Here is a 19,285-nt window from a genome sequence, read left to right as displayed (position 1 = left end):
ATTGGGAAGAGAGGACGTTGACGTGACAATTTCCGCCCAGCAGTTCGCAAGCGACAATTACGCCGGCATTTGCCCCGAGGCCTGGGCCGAAATGGAGCGCGCCAATGCCGGTTCGGCCATTGCCTATGGTGACGACGCGTGGACCCAGCGCGCCGCCGACGCCTTCAGGCTCCTGTTCGAGAAGGACTGCGAGGTCTTCTTCGTGTTCAACGGCACGGCCGCCAACTCGCTGGCGCTGTCGGCCCTCTGCCAGTCGTACCACAGCGTCATCTGCGCCGCGTCGGCGCATGTCGAGACCGACGAATGCGGCGCTCCCGAATTCTTCTCCAACGGATCGAAGCTGCTGGTGGCGCCCTCGACGGCGAACAGGCTGACGCCGGCCATCATCAGGGCCATGGCCACCGGCCGCTCCGACATCCACTTCCCCAAGCCCAGGGTGGTAACCATCACCCAACCGACCGAGACCGGCCTCGTCTACGGCATCGAGGAGGTGCGGGCCATTGCGGCGACTTGCCGGGAGCTGGGGCTCAAGCTGCATGTGGATGGCGCTCGCTTCGCCCATGCCTGCGCGGCACTCGGCTGTTCGCCGGCCGATCTCTCCTGGAAGGCCGGTGTCGACGTGCTCTGCTTCGGCGGCACCAAGAACGGCATGGCGGTCGGCGAAGCCGTCATCTTCTTCGACAAGGCTCTGGCCGAGGACTTCGACTATCGCTGCAAGCAGGCCGGGCAGCTCGCGTCGAAAATGCGGTTCCTGTCGGCTCCATGGGTCGGCATGCTGGAAAGCGGCGCATGGCTTCGCAACGCCCGGCACGGCAATGCCTGCGCGGCGCGCCTGGCGGCGGCGATTGCCGGAGCGCCCGGTATCGATTTTCTCTTTCCCGTGGAGGCGAACTCGGTGTTCCTGAGCGCGCCCGAGAACGTTCTTGACCGGCTGCGCGAGCGAGGCTGGCGCTTCTACACCTTCATCGGCGGCGGCGCCCGCTTCATGTTCGCCTGGGACGCTGACCCGGAACGGGTGGATGAGCTGGCAGCCGACATTCGATCCGCCGCGGCCGCCGCTTGAGATTTCATCCTCCTCTCTGCGTTGACTCCTCCTCTCGGCTTCGCAAGCTGTTCAGAACCGCTGCAAGACTGGAGTCTTTTCGGATCATCGACGCCGTCTGGACAGATTTAGACCAGTGGTCTATACTGTCTCCAGACGGGGAGATTTGTGGATCATCACATGAACCATCGACTTCGGGCCCGTGAGAGACTTCGGAAGCTGCCGGACGCGCAGCGAACCGCTTGGCTCGACATCGCGGAAGAAGAGTTCATGGCGTTCGGCTTCGAGGCCGCGTCGCTGAACCGCATTCTCACGCGCGCGGCCATCAGCAAGGGTCAGGCTTACTACTACTTCGCCGACAAGGGCGACCTCTATCGTGCCGTGATCGAGCGTGCTTTCGACGAGTTTGTCGGCTTGCTCGAAGTCGCCCCGACCGAACCCGAGAACACCGCCGCCTACTGGCAACAGATCGCTGCCCTTTTTGGCAATGTGACGACCATCCTCCAGCGAAACGATCGCCTGGCCGAAATCGGGCGTGGCGTCTATCGGGAAGCAAGGGCGCAGACCGCCATTGTCGATCTGCTTGAGCGGCTCCACGCCTATCTTGCGCGACTGATCGAAACGGGACAGCGGCTCGGTGCCGTCCGCGCGGACCTTCCCCAGGACTTGCTGACGAACATGGCTTTCGCGGCGTTGCGTGAAGCCGACCAATGGTTTGCTCTGAACGCTATAGACCGCGACCAGCAGACTGTGCTCGCGCTCAACCATCGAGTCTTCACTGTGTTTGCCGCGATGCTTGCGCCAGGCACGGAGAGCTGCGGGTCCGTACCGCCTGCAACACCATCTTGAGGACCAGCCGAATGCCAGCCTCACGCCTTACCATGGCCGGACTACTGGTCGCGTCCGCTTTGAACCTGGCGCTCATGGTCCCCGGAGGCTTCGTCGAAACGCGTGATTTCAGCGCCTACCCCGCCGTGGTTCTGGGCGCTTTCAATGTGTTTCTGACCGTGCTCGGTCTCGGAAGCCTCGTGCTCGCCTACTTCGTCACAAGAAGCGGCAAGGGGCATGGTTGGGCCGGGCTTGCCGGTCTCGCCTACGTCGCCGTCTATCTGCTCGATCTCGGCCGGATCTTCCCCGTGCCGCCGGAACCCATGTCCATGCTTCTGGCGACGCTGGAATGGATCGGTACGGCGCTGGGTGTAGCCTTGACCGTAACCTCCGTGGCACTGCGTGGCGCGGTGAACAGGGCAAGTTCGGCCAAGCCGACGTTTCCATTGCCGGTCGCGCTAGGCCTCATCCTCATAGCGCTGATCATCGTCGCTTTTGCGACCAAATCGGCCATGGGAGTTTAGGCTTCGCTGCTGCGCAAAGAACTAGAGACAGTCAGGGAAATTGGCGCACCCGACAGGATTCGAACCTGTGACCTCTGCCTTCGGAGGGCAGCACTCTATCCAGCTGAGCTACGGGTGCATGGCCACGTCGCGGACACGCGAAACAGGGTTCCTATAGCCGAGTTCGCAGACAAGGCAAAGGAAAAATCGTGGCGGCAGGTCAAGCCATCCGCCATCACGGGAAGGGGGGCGCGGTCAGCGATTGCCGGATGCGAAAACGGCGCCGGACAATGCCGGCGCCGTTCTCAATCACAATGGTGATTTGTGATTACTTGCCAACCGGCACCGTGACGAAGGTGTCATCGGCAGGCTCGTAATACCGAATGACCGAGGTCGCCTTGGCGGCGTCGTGCGTGGCGATGATCGGGGCGCCGGAAACCTTGGTCGTCACGAAGGTGTCGTCGGCCGGCTCGTAAACCGTGATCGTCTGAGTGTAGCGGGCGCCATCTTCGGTGGCGGCGGCCACGGGGGCGTTCATCGTGCCGCTCACGAAGGTGTCATCGGCGGGCTCGTAATAGGTTCCCTCGGCGGCCGAGGCGAGGCTCGGAAGGGCGATGGCGGCGACAGCAACGGCGGCGATAGCGAAGGTTTTCATTTCCATACTCCATGTATTCGATAGCGTCGGGAGGTTTTTTGGTCTTCTTTTTCAGACCAGTCATTCGTCTCGCTTCGATGAGTATGATATAGAACTCGCCTCATCACGGAAAAAGGGTACCTGAAGTCAATAGGTCAGGACTGGTTTCGTGAAGTGTTTTCACGAAGCCGTGTGTTGGTGTGTGTCGTCGGGCAAATCAGCGCGATCCGCACTCACGTTCGTGTGATAGGTCTTGAAATGAAGTGCTGAGTTTGGCGCCGGACAGTCGGTTGCTCGCAAAACGGCGGCTTTTCACCCGAGCGCGGTACGCTCACCACACGGCCAGTGAAGTCGATACGTTCTTCGTGTGGGATGGTTCCCCTTGGCGCTGACCAAGGGCTAGTTTGACGGCCTGGATGAGACGATCGTCCACACGATCAGGAGGCAGGAAAGGGTTCCGAGTCACTCTGTGCGATGTCTTCGGTGGTCGGCACTCCGACGGCGTACGCTTCGCGCCAAGAGGCGATCGATCGAGGCGTTGATTGCCGGATCATTCCGGCCGCACCGATCAAGCGGCTCGACAGCCCAGAAGGGCGCATCCATCATCGCCGCGCAAAGGCCGGGACGAGCATTTCGAGGGGGAGAAAATGGTACAGCTGGCTGGGCTTGAACCAGCGACCTTCGGAGCCACAATCCGACGCTCTAGCCAACTGAGCTACAGCTGCACATGACGGCGCGGAACCTAGTTGGATCGTTCCGGCAATGCAAGCCCCCGCCAACCACTTTTTTATGGCCCGGAGGGCTTTCGCCGGAAGAGAGCCGGCGAAAGCGGGGTGTTGCGCCTCAGGCGGCGACGACGGCCCCGAGGAAGGTGTCGATGGTCGATCGCAACTGGTCCGCTTCATCGGCCACTTCGCGCGAGTCGCGGTCGAGCTTCTGTGCGGCGGTCTCGGTTTCGCGAGCGGTGGTCAGCACGGCGTCGACATTGGTCGCCACCTTCTGCGAACCGGTCGCCGCTGCATTGACCGAACGACTGATGTCGTCGGTGGCGGCTCCCTGCTCCTCGACGGCGGCGGCGATGGCGCCGGTGTAGCGGTCGACCTCCTGCATGGTCGTGCTGATGGCCTGTATCGCCTCGACGGCGTCGGCGGTGGCTTCCTGGATGTTGTCCACCTGCGCCGCGATTTCCTCGGTTGCCTTGGCGGTCTGACCGGCAAGGTTCTTTACCTCGGCGGCAACGACCGCAAAACCTTTGCCTGCCTCGCCGGCTCTTGCGGCTTCAATGGTCGCATTGAGGGCCAGGAGGTTGGTCTGCTCGGCGATCGCCTTGATCAGCGTCACGACCTCTCCGATCTTGGTCGCGCCGGCGGCGAGACGATTGATCTTGGTGTCGGCATCGCGGGTTCCGCGTGCTGCCTCGGCGACGATGGCGCCGGTGCGCTGGATCTGAGCGGAAATCTCGCCGATCGACGCTGCAAGTTCCTCGGTCGCGGATGCGACGGCTTGCACGTTCTGGGTCGCGTCGCACGAAGCATTCGAGGCCGCGCCCGCATCCTGCACGGTACGCAGGGCACCGGCGCCCAGAGAGCCGGCCGCGGCAAGAAGATCCTCGACGGTCTTGTTCACTGCGCCGAGTGCGGTCCGGGTGGAGGCGCGGAAGTCGTCGATCAGTTTCTCGATGCGTTCCTGTCGTGCCACGCGATCGGATGCCTCGGCTGTCTTGTCCTTCTCCAGCGAGATGCGTGTGAGGGCGCTATCCTTGAGAATGACGACGGCACGAGCGATGGTTCCTACCTCGTTGCCATAGCTGGCGTAGGGAATGTCCTCGGCGAGATCGTCGCGGGAAATGCGCTCCATCAGTCCGGAGAGCTGGGTCACCGGGCGGATGAGGCGCGCCACCAGCCAGGACGCGCCGACGGACATCAGCGCCGCCAGCAGCAATCCAAGAAGCGAGACCTTCAGCACCAGTCCATCCTTGGTGGCGGCGACCGTGCTTTCCGGAATGCCTGCGAACAATATGCCGATCACCTGACCGGTCGCGTTCTTGATTGGCGTGTAGATGGTGAGGTAGGGCACGCCGAGAATGGCGGCCTCGCCGGTGAAGGTCCGGCCCGCCTTGACGGCCGCATAGGCAGGTGAGCCCTTGCCAAGGTCGGTACCGATCGCGCGGCTCCCGTCGGCCTTCTTGATGGAGGTCGTCAAGCGCGTGAAATCGTCCTTGGCGGCGTCATAGCCAAAGATGGTGGCCGCTGCGCTTGCCGTACGCGTGAGGTTGTCGATGAGGTCGTGGGTCGGAAAGGGCGGAATGGCCGGCATCTCGATATGGTCGACGGCATCCCCCGACCAGCTGATTGTCGTGTCGGCGATGTCTTTCTGCATCAGGAGAGCGCCCGTGCGGATGGCGATCGTCTGCTTTTCCAACGCTTGTCGGGCCGCATCGGCCGAAAGCGTGGTGTAGACGACGGAGAGAAGCAGGCAGACCGTCAGGGTAATGAAAATCGCAACGGCTGTGCCGATCACCTTCCACAACTTGAGTCGACTAAGAAACATTTTCCGCATCTTCTGTAAAATCGAATATTGTCAGGTTTGCGCCGGCAATGATGAATCGAGACTTAAAGCGGCAGTGCTTCGCTATTTTTTAGAGAGTTGTAGGAATGATCTCTTCGATCGGTGGTTTCTGCGAAAACAAGCCAGATCGAGATCTCTGATAACCATATGGACGAACGCGCGCTTGCTGGAAATCGCGTACAACCCGGAGGCACCTACGACGCTTTCGTTCTGTTTCGGCAAGACCGAACGGTGACCGTGGTTTGGATCATCCGATCGCCCCGCAAGTTTCGCGAAAGGTTTCTCGGACACATGGAGGTGGAAGGTCGGCTTTCATCGTCATGGATCGGCCAAGCCTTGTTTGATGAGAGCGGGTGGTTGAGTAGAATTAACTGTACGTTAACGCTGTTTTTTCTTTCTTGACCCAAGAACTCGTCGAAAAAGGGAAATAAACGTTTTCCGCGCTTATCTGCTTCATCATGGCGGGCGAGGTCGGTTGATCGAGCCTCGCAGAACTGCCGCGAGCGGCAAGGCCGGCTCGATGGATGGAGGAAGAGCGCCGCGTACCGAGGGAGGCGGATCATGCAGTCACGGGTAGTCGCCTCGCAGAACATGTCCATCGGCAGCCCCGCCAGAAAGAAGGGCGGGAAGACCGGCGGCACGCCGTCTCGACGCCGCCGCAATGGCGGCCATCAGGACGCGCGGTCGTTTCTCATTGCCGGCTTTCTGGCGCTGGTGGTCGCCTCGATCCTTGTGGCGATCTGGGTTTACGTCAAACCGTTTCCGGTTGCCTCCTCCGAGCCCGGTCCTCGCCCTCCGCCAAGCATCGCCGATCTCGAGGCCAAGAAAACCCACTCCTACTGGAAGGTCGGCAGCAACACTTACCGGCATTACATAACCAATGCCAGCACCGGCGAGATCGTCGATGCCGGGACCATAACGGTCAAGGAGATGCTGGAGCAGGGCATCGAGGTTCCGGGCTATTCGCTACCCGCCAAGTCCGGTGGCAAGTCCAGTGGCAGGAACGAGCTGGCCGTTCGCTTCCAGGCCTTGCAGGAGCACCTCAAGTAGCGGCCGGCTCGGCGCGCACCAGCATCCCGAACAGGTCACGCGGCTCGTCCGGATCGGCGAGCAGGTCGAGTTCCTGATAGAAGGACGTACCGGCGAGCTTGTCCCGCACGTAGCGCAGCGCCGAGAAGTCTTCGATGGCAAACCCCACCGAATCGAAAAGCGTCACTTCGCCCGGCGACGTGCGGCCAGGCACGGCACCGTCGAGCACTTCCCAGAACTCGGTGACGGGATGATCGGCAGGAAGCTGCTGGATTTCGCCTTCAACGCGCGTTTGCGGCGCATACTCCACGAAGATCGACGATCGTTTCAGGATGTCGCGATGAAGTTCCGTCTTGCCGGGGCAATCGCCGCCGACCGCGTTGATGTGCACGCCCGAGCCGACCATGTTGTCGGTCAGTATGGTGGCGTATTGCTTGTCGGCGGTCACCGTGGTGATCACGTCGGCGCCCTCGACGGCTTCCTGGCCGGTGCGACAGGGGGTGATTGAAAAGCCGAGCGGGGCGAGGTTGCGCCGGCACTTCTCGGTAGCGGCCGGATCGATGTCGTAAAGGCGAAGGTTGCGGATTCCGAGAATGGCTCCAAACGCCAGCGCCTGGAACTCCGATTGCGCTCCGTTGCCGATGATGGCCATGGTGCTGGCGCCCTGCGGGGCCAGGCGTCGCGCCGCCATTGCCGAGGTGGCGCCGGTCCTGAGCGCCGTCAGCAGAGTCATCTCCGAGAGCAGCATCGGATAACCCGAGCCGACGTCGGCCAGCACGCCGAAGGCCGTCACCGTCTGCTTGCCCTCACGCATGTTCTTCGGGTGACCGTTGACGTACTTGAAGCCGTAAAGCGTCCCGTCCGAGGTGGGCATCAGCTCGATGACGCCGTCGACCGAATGGGAGGCGACGCGCGGCGTCTTGTCGAACGTCGGCCAGCGACGGAAGTCTTCTTCGATGTAGTCGGCAAGTTCGGTCAGGAAGCGCTCGACGCCAACACTGAGCACCAGCCGCATCATGTTGTCGACCGACACGAAGGGGACGATGGCGAGCGGGGATATGGTGTTCATGCGGCAAAGCTCCGGGTCGGGCGATCCATGACGGTGCGTCCCATCAGGCTGGCGAGAAGGTCGACCATCAGCGTGGCGGTGCGGCCGCGCTCGTCCAGAAAGGGATTGAGCTCGACAAGGTCGATGGAGGAAACGAGGCCGCTGTCGTGCAACATCTCCATGATGAGGTGCGCTTCGCGGAAGGTGGCGCCGCCGGGCGCCGTGGTCCCGACGCCCGGCGCGATCGCCGGATCGAGGAAGTCGACGTCGAGGCTGACGTGCAGGCGACCATTGGCCGCCGCGACCCGTTCGAGAAAACGCCACACCAGCGCGCCGACGCCGTGCTCGTCGAGAGCGCGCATGTCGTGAACCGTGACGCCGGAGCCCGCCAGCGCCCGCCGCTCGGCCGGGTCCACCGAACGGATGCCGACCATGGTCACATTGCCCGGCGGCACCGGGTGGGAGAGTGGCGGATAGCAGTCGTGAAAGCCGTTCGCGCCGGTGAAGTAGGCCACCGGCGTGCCGTGGAGATTGCCGCTCTGGGTGGTGTCGAGCGTGTGGAAGTCGGTGTGGGCATCGAGCCACAGAACGAACAGGGGGCGGCCGTCTTCCGCCGCGCGGCGGGCGACGCCCGGCACGCTGCCGGCGGCCAACGAATGGTCGCCGCCGAGAAACACCGGCACGGCGCCGTCCGAGGCGCGGTAGGCAGCCTCCGTCACGGCGCCGACCCAGGCGGCGATCTCCGGCAGGCGTCGCAGGTGGGGATGGGGCGGCGTGACGGCCGATAGCGGGCCACGGGAGACGTTGCCGAGGTCCTCGACGTCGTGGCCGAGCTCGGCAATCGCCTCGACGATGCCGGCGGTGCGATAGGCGCTCGGTCCCATCTCGCAGCCCATGCGGCCGGCGCCGTCCTCAACCGGAATGCCCAGAAGCCTCACCTTCATACCTTTGTCCCTCGCTGTCGGATCGCGGGCATCTGGCCATGAGCGGCCGGCGAAGTGAACAGGCGGGATTGGCAAATTACACGGTTTGGCTTATCAAAATGGCAGTTTCATTGAGCGAAATGGCATTTATATGGATCGGCTCGATCAGCAATTGGTCACTCTCCTGCGTCACGACGGCCGTCGTTCGGTATCCGATCTCGCGATTGAGCTTGGCGTTTCGCGCGCCACCGTGCGGGCTCGCATGGAACGGCTGGAACGTGATGGAGACATTCTCGGCTATACGGTGATCCTGCGTAACGATGCCGTCGAAGTGCCTGTCCGGGCGGTCATGATGATCGAGATCGAGGGACACGTGTTGGACAAGGTGATCCGGCAACTCGGTGGTTTCCCGGAAGTCGCGGCCATTCACACGACCAATGGCCGCTGGGATCTCGTCGTCGAACTGGGCGCGGCGACGCTGACCGACTTCGATACGGTATTGCGTCGCATCCGTCTTTTGCCCGGCATTACCGGCTCCGACACCAGCCTGCTCTTGACGACGCCACGGACGACGCGCGCCCGCCTGAACAACGGGTGAGCCACGCCATCACTCCTTGTGGCGGCGGTGGTTGCCGAAAACCAGGCCGGTTTCGAGTGCATGCTTGCCGAATTTCTGCCTGACTTCGTCCATGGCGCGCTCGGCGGCTGCCTTGCGCGTTGCCTTCTGATCGACGAGATCGGCCGGATCGGCGAAGCGGCTTTCGCAGAGATCCGAGACCGAGACGCCGAGGAGCCGGTATTTCTGGCCGTGCGCCTCTTCGGCGAGGAGAGCGTCGGCCGCCGTGAAGATGCGGTCGGCGAGCTGAGTGGGGTCGGCAAGGCGCCGCGCCCGGGTTCTCAGCTTGAAATCGGCCGTCTTGAGCTTCAGCGTCACCGTGGAGCCGGCGATGTCCTCATGCTTGAGGCCGAAGGAAACGCGCTCCGCCTGTTCGCGCAGGATCGGCCGGAGATCGCGGAGGTCGGCCAGATCTTCGAAGAATGTCACCTCCGAGCCGACGCTCTTGCGTTTCGAGTTGGGAACGACGTGCCGGCTGTCCTCGCCGCGCGACAGCTTCACGATCCTGAGACCGAGCGCGCCGTAGCGGCTGGTGAGCCGGGCGGGGTCGGCGGCCTGCAGGTCGCCAACCGTCCGGAAGCCGTCCGCAGCAAGGCGCTCGGAGAAGGCGCGGCCGACGCCCCAGATCGTGGTCACGGGACGGGGTGCCAGGAAAGCTGCCGCTTCCGACTGTCCGATCACCGAAAAGCCCCTGGGCTTGTCGAGATCGGAGGCGATCTTGGCAAGAAACTTGTTCGCGGCGAGCCCCACGGAAACGGTGATGCCGACCTCGCGCTCCACGTCCCGGGCGAAGCGGGCCAGCACAAGCGCGGGGCTGGCGCGATGCAGCTTCTCGGTGCCCGACAAGTCGAGAAAGGCTTCGTCGATGGACAGCGGCTCGACGAGCGGGGTCAGTTCGAGCATCCGCCGCCGAATCTCCCGGCCGACGCGCGCGTATTTCTCCATGTTGGGCCGGATCACAACCGCCTCGGGACAAAGCTGCAGGGCCTTGAACATGGGCATTGCCGAGCGCACGCCGCTGATGCGGGCGATATAGCAGGCCGTCGACACGACGCCACGCTTGCCGCCGCCGATGATCAACGGCTTGGTGGCAAGCGACGGGTCGTCCCGTTTTTCAACCGAGGCGTAGAAGGCGTCGCAATCGACATGCGCGATGACCAGGCGATGAAGGTCGGGATGGCGGATGAGGCGCGGGCCGCCGCAGGCTGGGCACCGGCGCCCCTCGCCCGGAACCGGGGCCAGGCAATCCCTGCAAAAGCCGTCCGATGCTTGGGACATGTTCGCCTCCCGGCGGCTCGCCGTCTCCCAGCCGGTCGATCAGAACTCGCTGTCGCCGGCCAGCGCGTGGCGTGCCGCTGCGATCATGGTCGGCCTCACCTCGGCCGCCTCGACGAAGGAGAGCAGCAGCGACTCGTCGGCCAGGAAGAATTCCAGCACCCCGGCGAGAAAGCCGGGTTCGCGCGCCGCCGCCCGAAGATCGGCTGGCCCAATGCCGGAAAGTGACAGGAAGCGACCAAGCGCATCCGGATTTCCAGCAAGGTAGGCGAGGGCGGAAATGGCCAACTCCTCCGCCGCGTCGATGGTAAGTCTTTTACCAATGGGCATATTCGATCCACCGTTTGGGATTGCTAAAGGAATCCGTACTATATTTGTTATACTGGAATCAGTGCGGCAACCTATCCCCACCGGAAGTCGTTCCTGCGTACGAGCCGAGCGTGCCGGAATGAAAACCGCCAAGCACCCGGCAAAACCGGTGCGCAAGGCGGAAAGAGAGTCGAATGGCCAAGACAGTTCTCATCGTCGAGGACAACGAGCTCAACATGAAGCTCTTCCACGATCTCCTGGAAGCGCATGGTTATCGCACGATTCAAACACGCAATGGGATAGAAGCTCTGGATCTGGTGCGCACCCACCGGCCGGACCTCATTCTCATGGACATCCAGCTGCCCGAAGTGTCGGGGCTGGAGGTCACCAAGTGGCTGAAGGAAGATGACGAGCTGCGCTCCATCCCCGTGGTCGCGGTCACCGCCTTTGCCATGAAGGGCGACGAGGAGCGCATTCGCCAGGGCGGCTGCGAGGCTTATATTTCCAAGCCGATTTCGGTTTCAAAGTTCATCGAGACGGTGCGGACGTATATCGGCGACCAGTAAGCGCCGGTCGGAACGGAAGTGTGTGATGACAGCGCGTATTCTTGTTGTCGACGACATATTGGTCAACGTGCGCCTCATGGAGGCTCGCCTCACCGCCGAATACTTCGATGTTCATACCGCGACGTCGGGCGCCGAGGCGCTGGCGATGCTCGACAACGCCGCCTACGACATCGTCCTTCTCGATGTGATGATGCCGGGGATGGATGGTTTCGAAGTCTGCCGCCGCATTCGCGCCAATCCGAAAACGACCCAACTGCCGGTGATCATGGTCACCGCGCTCGACCAGCCCGCCGATCGCGTCCACGGCCTTGAGGCAGGCGCCGACGATTTCCTCACCAAGCCTGTCTCCGACACCCAGCTCATTACCCGCGTGAAGAGCCTCGTTCGCCTCAAGCAGCTTACCGACGAGCTCGATCTCAGGGCCAGCCAGGGTTCGGTCGCCTTCGACCGGGCGATGACCTACGCCGATCTCACCGCGCGCGCGCCCGGCCGCGTGCTGCTCGTCGAGGACCGCCGCTCGGCTTACGTGCGGATCGCTCAGGCGCTGTCCAGCGAGATGGCCGTTGACATCGAGACCAACCCGCAGGAGGCGTTGTTCCGCGCTGCCGAGGGCGATTATGACCTCGCCATGATCTCCATGGGGCTCGACGACTACGATGCGCTCCGCCTTTGCTCGCAGTTGCGATCGCTCGACAGGACACGCTTGCTGCCGATCCTGCTGATCGCCGACCCGGATGAAGGTAGCCGGCTGACGCGCGGCCTCGAGCTCGGCATCAATGACTATCTGATCCGGCCGGTTGACGCTCAGGAGCTCATCGCCCGTTGCCGGACCCAGATCCGCCGCAAGCGCTATACCGATCGCTTGCGCGCCAGCGTGCTGCAGACGATGGAGCTTGCCATCACCGATGCGCTGACGGGCCTCTACAATCGTCGTTACCTTGACTCGCATCTCGCCGCGCTCGTCGAGCGCGCCGGCGAGAAGAAGGGCGATCTGTCGCTGCTGATCATCGACATCGACTACTTCAAGAAGGTCAATGACACTCACGGTCATGATGCCGGCGACGAGATCCTCAGGGAGTTCGCCACCCGCATTCGCCGCAATCTGCGCGCTCTCGATCTGCCCTGCCGCTTCGGCGGCGAGGAGTTTGTGATCGTCATGCCGGAAACCGACTACGGCATCGCGTCCATCGTCGCCGAACGTCTGCGTACCAAGATCGCCCGCGATCCCTTTGCCATCCACGGCGGGGCGGAGTTCGTCGACGTGACCATTTCCGTTGGCGCCGCCTACATTCTGCATGACGGCGATACACCGGAGTCGCTGCTGAAGCGCGCCGACAACGCCCTCTATCGCGCCAAGGCGGAAGGGCGGAACCGCGTCGTTCTCGCTGCCGCCTGATCGCAAGTTCGTCCGGATCGTTTGTCAGGCCAGCTAGAGGCCTCATACGCGTTCCGCTTGATCCGGACTTATCCGGCTCAAGCGGGTTTCGGCCTGACCGGCCGGCGCCCGGTCGGGCGCTTCCGCTTCCGTCAGGTTCCGCCCGAAAGGTCGAAACCCGACGGAAACGGTATCAGCCGAGGAGGCGCTGACTTCTCGGCCCGAACCCCTTTTGAGAAACAACGGCGTGAGCGGCTTGATATCGCTCTGTGCTCGGTTGGGGCGACCGGAGCGCCTCTCGCCGGAAAGCCGTCGAGGCATGAATTAAGGTTACTTTTTTATGATTAACTTACTGGACGGCGGTGTCGTGTCCGTATGTTGTTGTAAACAACTCGTTAAAACGCTAGAACAATATTGTTGATAGTCTAGAGATTTTGGAAAGAGTACAATTGCTTTCCAACTAAAACCCGGTGAAGCCAGGTCCGCCGCATCTCCTGGTCTTGTCGGGTCGGTCGATCGATGCCGGCGAGAGTGGCCTCCTCGTTGACCCGGCATCGATCGACCACTCTTGCCTTTCCGGTTCGGCCGGTGCCTATCCTGCGTTTCCGATTTTGCGTGCCGCTCCGGAGACGTATCCATCGTGACCGATTTTCATCTCTCGACGCCAACAAGCCGGCCGCGGGCTCGGGCCTTCGCCATTCCCTTCGATGGCGAACCGGGGCGGTTCAACGCCATTACCGATGTGCCGGGCGTCAGCGTCGGCTACACGACCCTGATTTCGGGGGATGGGCCGCTGAACGTCGGCCATGGTCCGGTGCGGACAGGTGTGACGGCCATCTTGCCTCGCCCACACGCCGATATCGCCTGTCCCTGCCATGCCGGCTTCTTCTCGGGTAATGGCAACGGCGAACTGACCGGCATCCATCTCGTTGAAGAGGTTGGCGCCTTCAGCCTGCCGATCACCATCACCAACACGCACTCCCTTGGTGTTGCCCGTGACGCGACGCTGAAGTGGGTGGCGGCCAACAGGCCGGAGGCTCTTGCTTCGGCCTGGGGCTTGCCGGTGGCCGGCGAGACCTACGATGGCTTTCTCAACGACATCAACGGCCATCATCTGACGGAGGGGCATGTCTTCGCCGCCCTTGACGGCGCCATCTCCGGGCCGATCGACGAAGGGTCGGTCGGCGGTGGAACCGGCATGTGCACCTTCGAGTTCAAGGCCGGCTCCGGCACGGCATCCCGCCTCGTCCATTGGGCGGAAGAGACCTTCACGCTTGGCGTGTTCGTTCAGAGCAACTTCGGCAAGCGCAGCAATCTCATGATCCGGGGCTATCGCGCCGGAGCGGAACTTGCCGAACCTCGTCCGATCGAGCGCACGCCCCGCGCGGAGAAAAGTTCGATCATCGCCATCGTCGCCACCGACGCGCCGCTTCTGCCGCATCAACTGAAGCGGATTGCCCGGCGGGTGCCCCTCGGCATCGCCTGGACAGGCGGGCTCGGCTACAATTCGTCGGGCGACATCTTCCTGGCCTTCTCGACCGCCAATGCCGAGGCCGCCGCCGGTCGTTCTGGTCGCCTCGCTTCACTGGTCTCGATCCCCGATGCCGATATCGATCCCTTTTTCGACGCCACGGTCCAGGCCGTCGAGGAGGCGATCCTCAACGCACTCGTCGCGAGCGCCGACATGACCGGCCGGGATGACAACTTCATGCCGGCCCTGCCGCACGCCTGGTTGGAGGCGAAATTTGGGCGAACCAGCTAGGGGCGCGAACCTCTGCCCGCGCTATCCACAGCCGAGTGCACGTGCGGCAGGCAGAGAGGCTCGAAACAAAGCCTAATGTGTAGGCAAATTGCATTTTGCTTAGACATTGAGCAATTTGGCTTGCATTTCTGACCACTTCCCCGGCAAAATGGCGTCATTACAAGCCTATAAGGGGAACGTCATGCTGAAATCCGCCCGCAGCCTTGCCGCGAGAGCCGCGTTTGTCGGTCTCGCGGGGGTCGCCTCGCTTATGGCCGCACCGGCCGCCTTCGCCGATACGCCGGTCAAGTTCACGCTCGATTGGAAGTTCGAGGGACCGGCGGCCGGCTTCCTGCTGGCGCTCGACAAGGGTTACTTCAAGGCCGAAGGGCTGGATGTCACCATCGACAGCGGCAATGGCTCTGTGGAGGCCATCTCGCGCGTCGCTACTGGCACCTACGACATGGGTTTCGGCGACATCAACTCGCTGATCAAGCTGCTCGACGAAGATCCGTCGCAGAAGATCAAGGGCGTTTTCATGGTCTACGACCGCCCGACCTTCGCCATCGTCGGTCGCAAGTCGCTTGGCATCACCGACGATCCGAAGTCGCTCGAAGGCAAGAAGCTCGGCGCGCCGCCGCCGGATGGCGCCTTCGCCCAGTGGAAGGCCTTCAAGGCCGTCGCCGGTATCGACGACAGCAACATCACGCTCGAGTCGGTCGGCTTCCCGGTGCGCGAACCGATGCTCGCCAAGGGCGACGTCGACGCCGTCTTCGGCTTCTCGTTCTCGGTGATCCTGAATCTCAAGGCCCAGGGCGTGCCGGCCGACGATATCACGCCCATCCTGATGGCCGAGCATGGCCTCAACCTCTACGGCAACACCGTTACGGTGAACACCGACTTTGCCGCCGCCAACCCCGAAGTGGTGAAAGGCGTGCTCAAGGCGCTCGCCAAGGGCTTTGCCGACGCCGTCGCCAACCCGCAGGAGGGTGTCGACGCCGTGCTGAAGCGCAACGAGACGCTGAACCCCGACATCGAGCTTGAGCGCCTCACCATGGCCAACGCCCAGAACATCAAGACGCCTTATGTCGTCGAGCATGGCATGGGGGGCGTCGATCCGGAGCGGCTCGCCGCCTCCATCGAGACGTTGAAGACCTCGATGGGCCTCAAGGGCGCGGTGACCGCCGACAAGGTTTTCGACGCCAGCTTCCTGCCGCCGGAAGGCGAGCGCAAGCTGCCCTGATCAAGATGTCGTCGACCGGCCGAGCTCTCTCGGCCGGTCTTGCGTTTTCCCTGAACCGCGAGCCCGAAACGCGAGACACATGACCCATCTCGTCTCCATCGAAAACGTCGACATGCGCTATGGCGGGGCAAGCGGAACGCTGGCCGTGGCCGATCTCACCTTCAAGGTCGACAAGGGCGAGTTCGCCGCCGTCGTCGGTCCCTCCGGTTGCGGCAAGTCGACGCTGATGCGCCTTGTCACCGGGCTGCACATTCCGCAGGCGGGCAACGTCATCGTGGCCGGCCAGCACGTCACCGAACCGGTGAGCATCGTCGGCATGGCCTTCCAGAACCCCAGTATGCTGCCTTGGCGCACCACGCTCGACAACATCCTGCTACCGCTCGAGATCGTCGAGAAGCACCGCAAGCGGCTTCGCGCCCACAAGGCCGAGTATGTCGAGAAGGCCGAGCATTTGCTCGAAGTGGTCGGCCTCAAGGGCTTCGGTTCGAAGTATCCCTGGCAGCTCTCCGGCGGCATGCAGCAGCGCGCCAACCTCTGCCGGGCCCTGATTCACGAGCCGCAGCTTCTGATGCTGGACGAGCCGTTCGGCGCTCTCGATGCCTTCACGCGCGAAGAGCTCTGGTGCGTCATTCGCGACCTGCATGCCGAGCAGGACGTCACGATCATTCTCGTCACGCACGACCTGCGCGAAGCGGTGTTCCTCGCCGACAAGATCCTGGTGATGAGCGCCCGTCCCGGTCGGGTATTGCGCGAGCACCGCGTACCCTTCGCGCGGCCGCGCGACCTCGAGATCACCTACGACAAGGCCTTCAACGACGTCGTTCACGAACTGCATGGCGAGATCGCCAACGCGAGGAGGGCCGCATGAGCGCCGTTGTCGAGGACATTCAGAAGCCCGAGCGGACAAAGCCTCTGGTCGCCCGCATCGACTGGGTGAGGGCCTCTCCCTGGCTCTATACCATCGCCCTGTTCGCCATCTGGGAGGCGGCGGTCCGAGTTTTCGATCTGCCCTATACCATTCTGCCGGCCCCCTCACGCATCTTCGCCGCCTTCTATCAGTATTGGTCGCCGCTCTGGAAAAACTCGCTGCAGACGCTCTACACCACCACGCTGGGCTTCCTGATGGCGGTGGTCGGCGGTCTCGCCCTTGGTCTTTTCATCGGCTGGTCGAAGGTGATCTATGCCGGCCTCTATCCGCTGATGATCGGCTTCAACGCCGTGCCCAAGGTGGCGGTGGTGCCCATCCTCGTCATCTGGTTCGGCATCGGCGCCGTGCCGGCCATGCTGACGGCCTTCCTGATTTCCTTCTTTCCCATCGTCGTCAACGTCGCCACCGGTCTCGCCACCATCGAGCCGGAAACCGAGGACGTGCTGAGGGCACTTGGCGCCAAGAAGCTCGACATCATGCTGAAGGTCGGCATCCCTCGCTCTATGCCTTACTTTTTCGGCTCGCTGAAGGTCGCGATCACGCTTGCCTTCGTCGGCTCGGTGGTCTCGGAGACGGTGGCGTCGAACTATGGGCTCGGCAACCTGATGAGTTCAGCACAGAGCCAGTTCAACGTTCCCCTGGTATTCGCCGGTCTGTTGGCGCTCGCCGTCGAGGGTATCGTCATGTACTCGATCATGGCCTGGGTGGAAAAGCGCATGACCGGATGGGCGCACCGGTCCTCAATGTCGCACTGAGGGAACGAACTTCGGCTGGAACGGCCTTGCGCGGCAAGGGTTTGCTGCCTTAGCTGCGCTTGGTCAATCCGAAGGAAGAGTGAAGATGTCATCGATAGATCGTGCCGCCCTTGCCGCCGCCGTGGCTTCGCTGCCGGAGCGCTTCAAGGGGCCGGGTGGCACGGTCGGCGTGATGAAGGATGGCGAGGTCATCGTTCGGGAGGCGTGGGGCTACGCCGATCAGGATGCTGGCCTGGCGATGACACCGCGCCGCCTTCTGCCGATCTGTTCCATCAGCAAGCAGATGACCTGTGGCGTCTTGCTCGATCTCGTTGGCGACCCGGCGGCTCTTGATGACCGACTCGGCGACTTCTTGCCAAATCTGCAGGGCCGGCGGCCAACCGTGCGCGAACTCTGCGACAACCGCTCGGGCCTGCGCGATTACTGGGCGCTCACCGTGCTCCACGGTGCTCACCACGAGGGCGCCTTCCGTCGCGAGGACGCGAGGCCTTTGTTCGCCCGCATGAAGACGACCCACTTCGAGCCGGGCAGTCAGTATTCATACTCCAACGGCAACTACCGAATCCTGTCGGATCTCCTGGAAGATCACTCCGGCCGTTCTTTGGCTGAGCTTTATCGCCGCCACATTTTCGGGCCTGCCGGCATGCACGATGCCCGTCTTGCCTCGGATACGGCGTCGCCGCTCAACGGGACTGTCGGTTACGAGGGGAGCCCGGCGCTCGGCTGGTTCCCGGCGACGAATCGCATCTTCTGGACGGGTGACGCCGGCGTCGCGGCGACGCTCGACGACATGCTCGCGTGGGAAGGTTTCATCGATCGCACCCGCAACGATGCGAATGGTCTCTATGGGCGACTGTCGGCGCCGACGGCCTTTGCCGACGGGCGTCCAGCCCGCTACGGCATGGGCCTTGCTCAAGATCGAATCGACGACGTCGCCATCACCGGTCATGGCGGGGCGTTGCGGGGCTTCCGCATCCGTCGCCTCTACGCGGCGGCCGAGCGGCTGTCGGTTGTCGTGATGTTCAACCACGAGGCCGATGCTCACGCCGCGGCGCTTTTTGTGATGCGCGCGGCGCTCGGTCGGCCGTCGTCGCCGCGTAGCGGCGCACCGGTCGGCGAGGGCTGGGCGGGCGCCTATCTCGAACCGGAGTCGGGTCTCTCGGTCGAAGTGACCACTCACGGAAATGCCGTTCTCGCCAATATGGGCGGTGGCCCGGAAGTACTGTCTCTCGGGGAGGACGGCGTGGCGCGCTCGGTAGGGATGAGCCTTTCCCGCGAGGGCGGCGGTCTGCGACTGGAGCGCCCGGGCGACAATCTGCGCGGCATGGCAGCGCGGCTTGCCGGCGCTCCCTCGGCGGATATCGCCGGTCGCTACTGGTCGGCGGAGACAGAGTCCGTGCTGGAGATCGAAGCCGTTGGTCCGGCCTTTGCGGGCCGGTTCGACGGCTTTCTCGGCCGGGGGCCGATGCACCAGATACGACCGTTCGCCGGCGATGTCTGGAAGCTGGCGACGCCACGCGGCATGGATGCGCCGGCTCCCGGTGACTGGACGGTGCAGGTTCGCCGCGCGGCGAGCGGTGCCGTCGAGGGGCTCACTCTCGGTTGCTGGTTGGCCCGAAACGTTACGTTCGCGCGGCTCGTCTGACCGTCCTATCGCTTGAAACAATTCATAATTGTTACCTACCGTGCTTGCGCGCGATGCGGCAATTCGTCCGTTGCGTCAACCGGATGTGTTTCATTCTTTTGGCTGAATTGACGGTCTCACACATCGGACCTAGGTTCTTCATCGTGAATTAATTAATCGAGGGAAGCACGGGAGAACTTGCCTCGGCTGGGCGACGACGGTTGGGAGGCCGTCGTCGCCACCTTCAACAGTCGACAAGTCGTTTGCTTTGCTCTGCT

The 19,285-nt window shown here is 63.1% G+C and carries 18 protein-coding genes and 2 tRNA genes; 12 read left to right on the top strand and 8 right to left on the bottom strand.

Annotation, left to right across the window (positions count from 1 at the left end; all coding sequences use genetic code 11):
- The first annotated feature begins 28 nt into the window (after nucleotides 1-28).
- From M4J39_RS08270 to M4J39_RS08260, 3 genes are all read left to right on the top strand, one after another.
- Complete coding sequence (locus M4J39_RS08270; RefSeq protein WP_251727586.1) at nucleotides 29-1,063, top strand: beta-eliminating lyase-related protein; 1,035 nt, start codon at nucleotides 29-31, stop codon at nucleotides 1,061-1,063.
- A gap of 159 nt (nucleotides 1,064-1,222) precedes the next feature.
- Nucleotides 1,223-1,891, top strand: a complete 669-nt coding sequence (locus M4J39_RS08265) for a TetR/AcrR family transcriptional regulator (protein WP_251727334.1) — start codon at nucleotides 1,223-1,225, stop codon at nucleotides 1,889-1,891.
- An 11-nt stretch (nucleotides 1,892-1,902) separates the two neighbouring features.
- Nucleotides 1,903-2,394, top strand: coding sequence for a hypothetical protein (locus M4J39_RS08260; protein WP_251727333.1), 492 nt, complete (start codon nucleotides 1,903-1,905; stop codon nucleotides 2,392-2,394).
- Between the two features lie 41 nt (nucleotides 2,395-2,435).
- Here M4J39_RS08260 and M4J39_RS08255 read toward each other — a convergent pair.
- From M4J39_RS08255 to M4J39_RS08240, 4 genes are all read right to left on the bottom strand, one after another.
- A tRNA-Arg gene (locus M4J39_RS08255) sits at nucleotides 2,436-2,512 on the bottom strand.
- A gap of 189 nt (nucleotides 2,513-2,701) precedes the next feature.
- Complete coding sequence (locus M4J39_RS08250) at nucleotides 2,702-3,028, bottom strand: hypothetical protein (protein WP_251727332.1); 327 nt, start codon at nucleotides 3,026-3,028, stop codon at nucleotides 2,702-2,704.
- 627 nt (nucleotides 3,029-3,655) lie between these two features.
- Nucleotides 3,656-3,732: transfer RNA gene (locus tag M4J39_RS08245), tRNA-His, on the bottom strand.
- Nucleotides 3,733-3,850: 118 nt separating this feature from the next.
- Nucleotides 3,851-5,557 (bottom strand): methyl-accepting chemotaxis protein, encoded by a 1,707-nt coding sequence (locus M4J39_RS08240; RefSeq protein ID WP_251727331.1) that lies wholly within the window; start codon nucleotides 5,555-5,557, stop codon nucleotides 3,851-3,853.
- Between the two features lie 579 nt (nucleotides 5,558-6,136).
- Here M4J39_RS08240 and M4J39_RS08235 point away from each other — a divergent pair.
- A complete protein-coding gene (locus M4J39_RS08235) occupies nucleotides 6,137-6,625 on the top strand; it encodes a hypothetical protein (protein WP_251727330.1) in 489 nt (162 codons plus the stop codon).
- Here the strand turns inward: M4J39_RS08235 and M4J39_RS08230 are convergent.
- Both M4J39_RS08230 and rocF read right to left on the bottom strand, forming a co-directional pair.
- Nucleotides 6,618-7,673, bottom strand: coding sequence for an ornithine cyclodeaminase (locus M4J39_RS08230; protein ID WP_251727329.1), 1,056 nt, complete (start codon nucleotides 7,671-7,673; stop codon nucleotides 6,618-6,620). The two genes, M4J39_RS08235 and M4J39_RS08230, sit on opposite strands and share 8 nt — an antisense overlap.
- Nucleotides 7,670-8,596 (bottom strand): arginase, encoded by a 927-nt coding sequence (gene rocF, locus M4J39_RS08225; RefSeq protein WP_251727328.1) that lies wholly within the window; start codon nucleotides 8,594-8,596, stop codon nucleotides 7,670-7,672. The genes M4J39_RS08230 and rocF overlap by 4 nt, the downstream gene beginning before the upstream one ends.
- 130 nt (nucleotides 8,597-8,726) lie before the next feature.
- On the opposite strand from rocF, the gene M4J39_RS08220 reads away from it, so the two are divergent.
- Entirely contained in the window at nucleotides 8,727-9,173 is a 447-nt protein-coding gene (locus tag M4J39_RS08220; protein ID WP_251727327.1) for an Lrp/AsnC family transcriptional regulator, read from the top strand.
- A gap of 9 nt (nucleotides 9,174-9,182) precedes the next feature.
- Here the strand turns inward: M4J39_RS08220 and M4J39_RS08215 are convergent, their stop codons facing one another.
- Together M4J39_RS08215 and M4J39_RS08210 are read right to left on the bottom strand one after the other, a co-directional pair.
- The gene (locus M4J39_RS08215) at nucleotides 9,183-10,469 is read right to left on the bottom strand and encodes a DNA polymerase IV (protein WP_251727326.1); all 1,287 of its coding nucleotides are present in this window, start codon (nucleotides 10,467-10,469) and stop codon (nucleotides 9,183-9,185) included.
- A 39-nt stretch (nucleotides 10,470-10,508) separates the two neighbouring features.
- Nucleotides 10,509-10,796 carry a DUF3572 domain-containing protein gene (locus tag M4J39_RS08210; protein ID WP_251727325.1) on the bottom strand — a complete coding sequence of 96 codons (288 nt, stop codon included), beginning with the start codon at nucleotides 10,794-10,796 and terminating at the stop codon, nucleotides 10,509-10,511.
- Between the two features lie 173 nt (nucleotides 10,797-10,969).
- Here M4J39_RS08210 and M4J39_RS08205 point away from each other — a divergent pair, with 173 nt between their 5' ends.
- The 7 genes from M4J39_RS08205 to M4J39_RS08175 all read left to right on the top strand — a co-directional run bounded on the left by M4J39_RS08205 (nucleotide 10,970) and on the right by M4J39_RS08175 (nucleotide 19,028).
- Nucleotides 10,970-11,341, top strand: coding sequence for a response regulator (locus M4J39_RS08205; protein WP_101290899.1), 372 nt, complete (start codon nucleotides 10,970-10,972; stop codon nucleotides 11,339-11,341).
- A 25-nt stretch (nucleotides 11,342-11,366) separates the two neighbouring features.
- Complete coding sequence (locus tag M4J39_RS08200; protein WP_251727324.1) at nucleotides 11,367-12,737, top strand: PleD family two-component system response regulator; 1,371 nt, start codon at nucleotides 11,367-11,369, stop codon at nucleotides 12,735-12,737.
- A gap of 619 nt (nucleotides 12,738-13,356) precedes the next feature.
- Nucleotides 13,357-14,478, top strand: coding sequence for a P1 family peptidase (locus tag M4J39_RS08195; protein ID WP_251727323.1), 1,122 nt, complete (start codon nucleotides 13,357-13,359; stop codon nucleotides 14,476-14,478).
- A 250-nt stretch (nucleotides 14,479-14,728) separates the two neighbouring features.
- Nucleotides 14,729-15,700, top strand: coding sequence for an ABC transporter substrate-binding protein (locus M4J39_RS08190; protein ID WP_251727585.1), 972 nt, complete (start codon nucleotides 14,729-14,731; stop codon nucleotides 15,698-15,700).
- A gap of 79 nt (nucleotides 15,701-15,779) precedes the next feature.
- Nucleotides 15,780-16,568, top strand: a complete 789-nt coding sequence (locus tag M4J39_RS08185; protein WP_251727322.1) for an ABC transporter ATP-binding protein — start codon at nucleotides 15,780-15,782, stop codon at nucleotides 16,566-16,568.
- Complete coding sequence (locus M4J39_RS08180; RefSeq protein WP_251727321.1) at nucleotides 16,565-17,383, top strand: ABC transporter permease; 819 nt, start codon at nucleotides 16,565-16,567, stop codon at nucleotides 17,381-17,383. The genes M4J39_RS08185 and M4J39_RS08180 overlap by 4 nt, the downstream gene beginning before the upstream one ends.
- 85 nt (nucleotides 17,384-17,468) lie before the next feature.
- Nucleotides 17,469-19,028 carry a D-aminopeptidase gene (locus M4J39_RS08175; RefSeq protein ID WP_251727320.1) on the top strand — a complete coding sequence of 520 codons (1,560 nt, stop codon included), beginning with the start codon at nucleotides 17,469-17,471 and terminating at the stop codon, nucleotides 19,026-19,028.
- The last annotated feature ends 257 nt before the right edge of the window (nucleotides 19,029-19,285 follow it).

The organism is Pleomorphomonas sp. NRK KF1, from assembly GCF_023721755.1.
In the GTDB taxonomy this organism is placed as follows: Bacteria; Pseudomonadota; Alphaproteobacteria; order Rhizobiales; family Pleomorphomonadaceae; genus Pleomorphomonas.
Note: the sequence above shows the minus strand (reverse complement) of the source record. Positions and strands in the feature narration are given on the sequence as shown.

Coding starts and splice junctions, on each gene's coding strand:
- M4J39_RS08265 (WP_251727334.1), top strand. CDS start 1,223: ATGAACCATCGACTTCGGGCCCGTGAGAGACTTCGGAAGCTGCCGGAC.
- M4J39_RS08260 (WP_251727333.1), top strand. CDS start 1,903: ATGCCAGCCTCACGCCTTACCATGGCCGGACTACTGGTCGCGTCCGCT.
- M4J39_RS08250 (WP_251727332.1), bottom strand. CDS start 3,028: ATGAAAACCTTCGCTATCGCCGCCGTTGCTGTCGCCGCCATCGCCCTT.
- M4J39_RS08240 (WP_251727331.1), bottom strand. CDS start 5,557: ATGTTTCTTAGTCGACTCAAGTTGTGGAAGGTGATCGGCACAGCCGTT.
- M4J39_RS08235 (WP_251727330.1), top strand. CDS start 6,137: ATGCAGTCACGGGTAGTCGCCTCGCAGAACATGTCCATCGGCAGCCCC.
- M4J39_RS08230 (WP_251727329.1), bottom strand. CDS start 7,673: ATGAACACCATATCCCCGCTCGCCATCGTCCCCTTCGTGTCGGTCGAC.
- rocF (WP_251727328.1), bottom strand. CDS start 8,596: ATGAAGGTGAGGCTTCTGGGCATTCCGGTTGAGGACGGCGCCGGCCGC.
- M4J39_RS08220 (WP_251727327.1), top strand. CDS start 8,727: ATGGATCGGCTCGATCAGCAATTGGTCACTCTCCTGCGTCACGACGGC.
- M4J39_RS08215 (WP_251727326.1), bottom strand. CDS start 10,469: ATGTCCCAAGCATCGGACGGCTTTTGCAGGGATTGCCTGGCCCCGGTT.
- M4J39_RS08210 (WP_251727325.1), bottom strand. CDS start 10,796: ATGCCCATTGGTAAAAGACTTACCATCGACGCGGCGGAGGAGTTGGCC.
- M4J39_RS08205 (WP_101290899.1), top strand. CDS start 10,970: ATGGCCAAGACAGTTCTCATCGTCGAGGACAACGAGCTCAACATGAAG.
- M4J39_RS08200 (WP_251727324.1), top strand. CDS start 11,367: ATGACAGCGCGTATTCTTGTTGTCGACGACATATTGGTCAACGTGCGC.
- M4J39_RS08190 (WP_251727585.1), top strand. CDS start 14,729: ATGGCCGCACCGGCCGCCTTCGCCGATACGCCGGTCAAGTTCACGCTC.
- M4J39_RS08185 (WP_251727322.1), top strand. CDS start 15,780: ATGACCCATCTCGTCTCCATCGAAAACGTCGACATGCGCTATGGCGGG.
- M4J39_RS08180 (WP_251727321.1), top strand. CDS start 16,565: ATGAGCGCCGTTGTCGAGGACATTCAGAAGCCCGAGCGGACAAAGCCT.
- M4J39_RS08175 (WP_251727320.1), top strand. CDS start 17,469: ATGTCATCGATAGATCGTGCCGCCCTTGCCGCCGCCGTGGCTTCGCTG.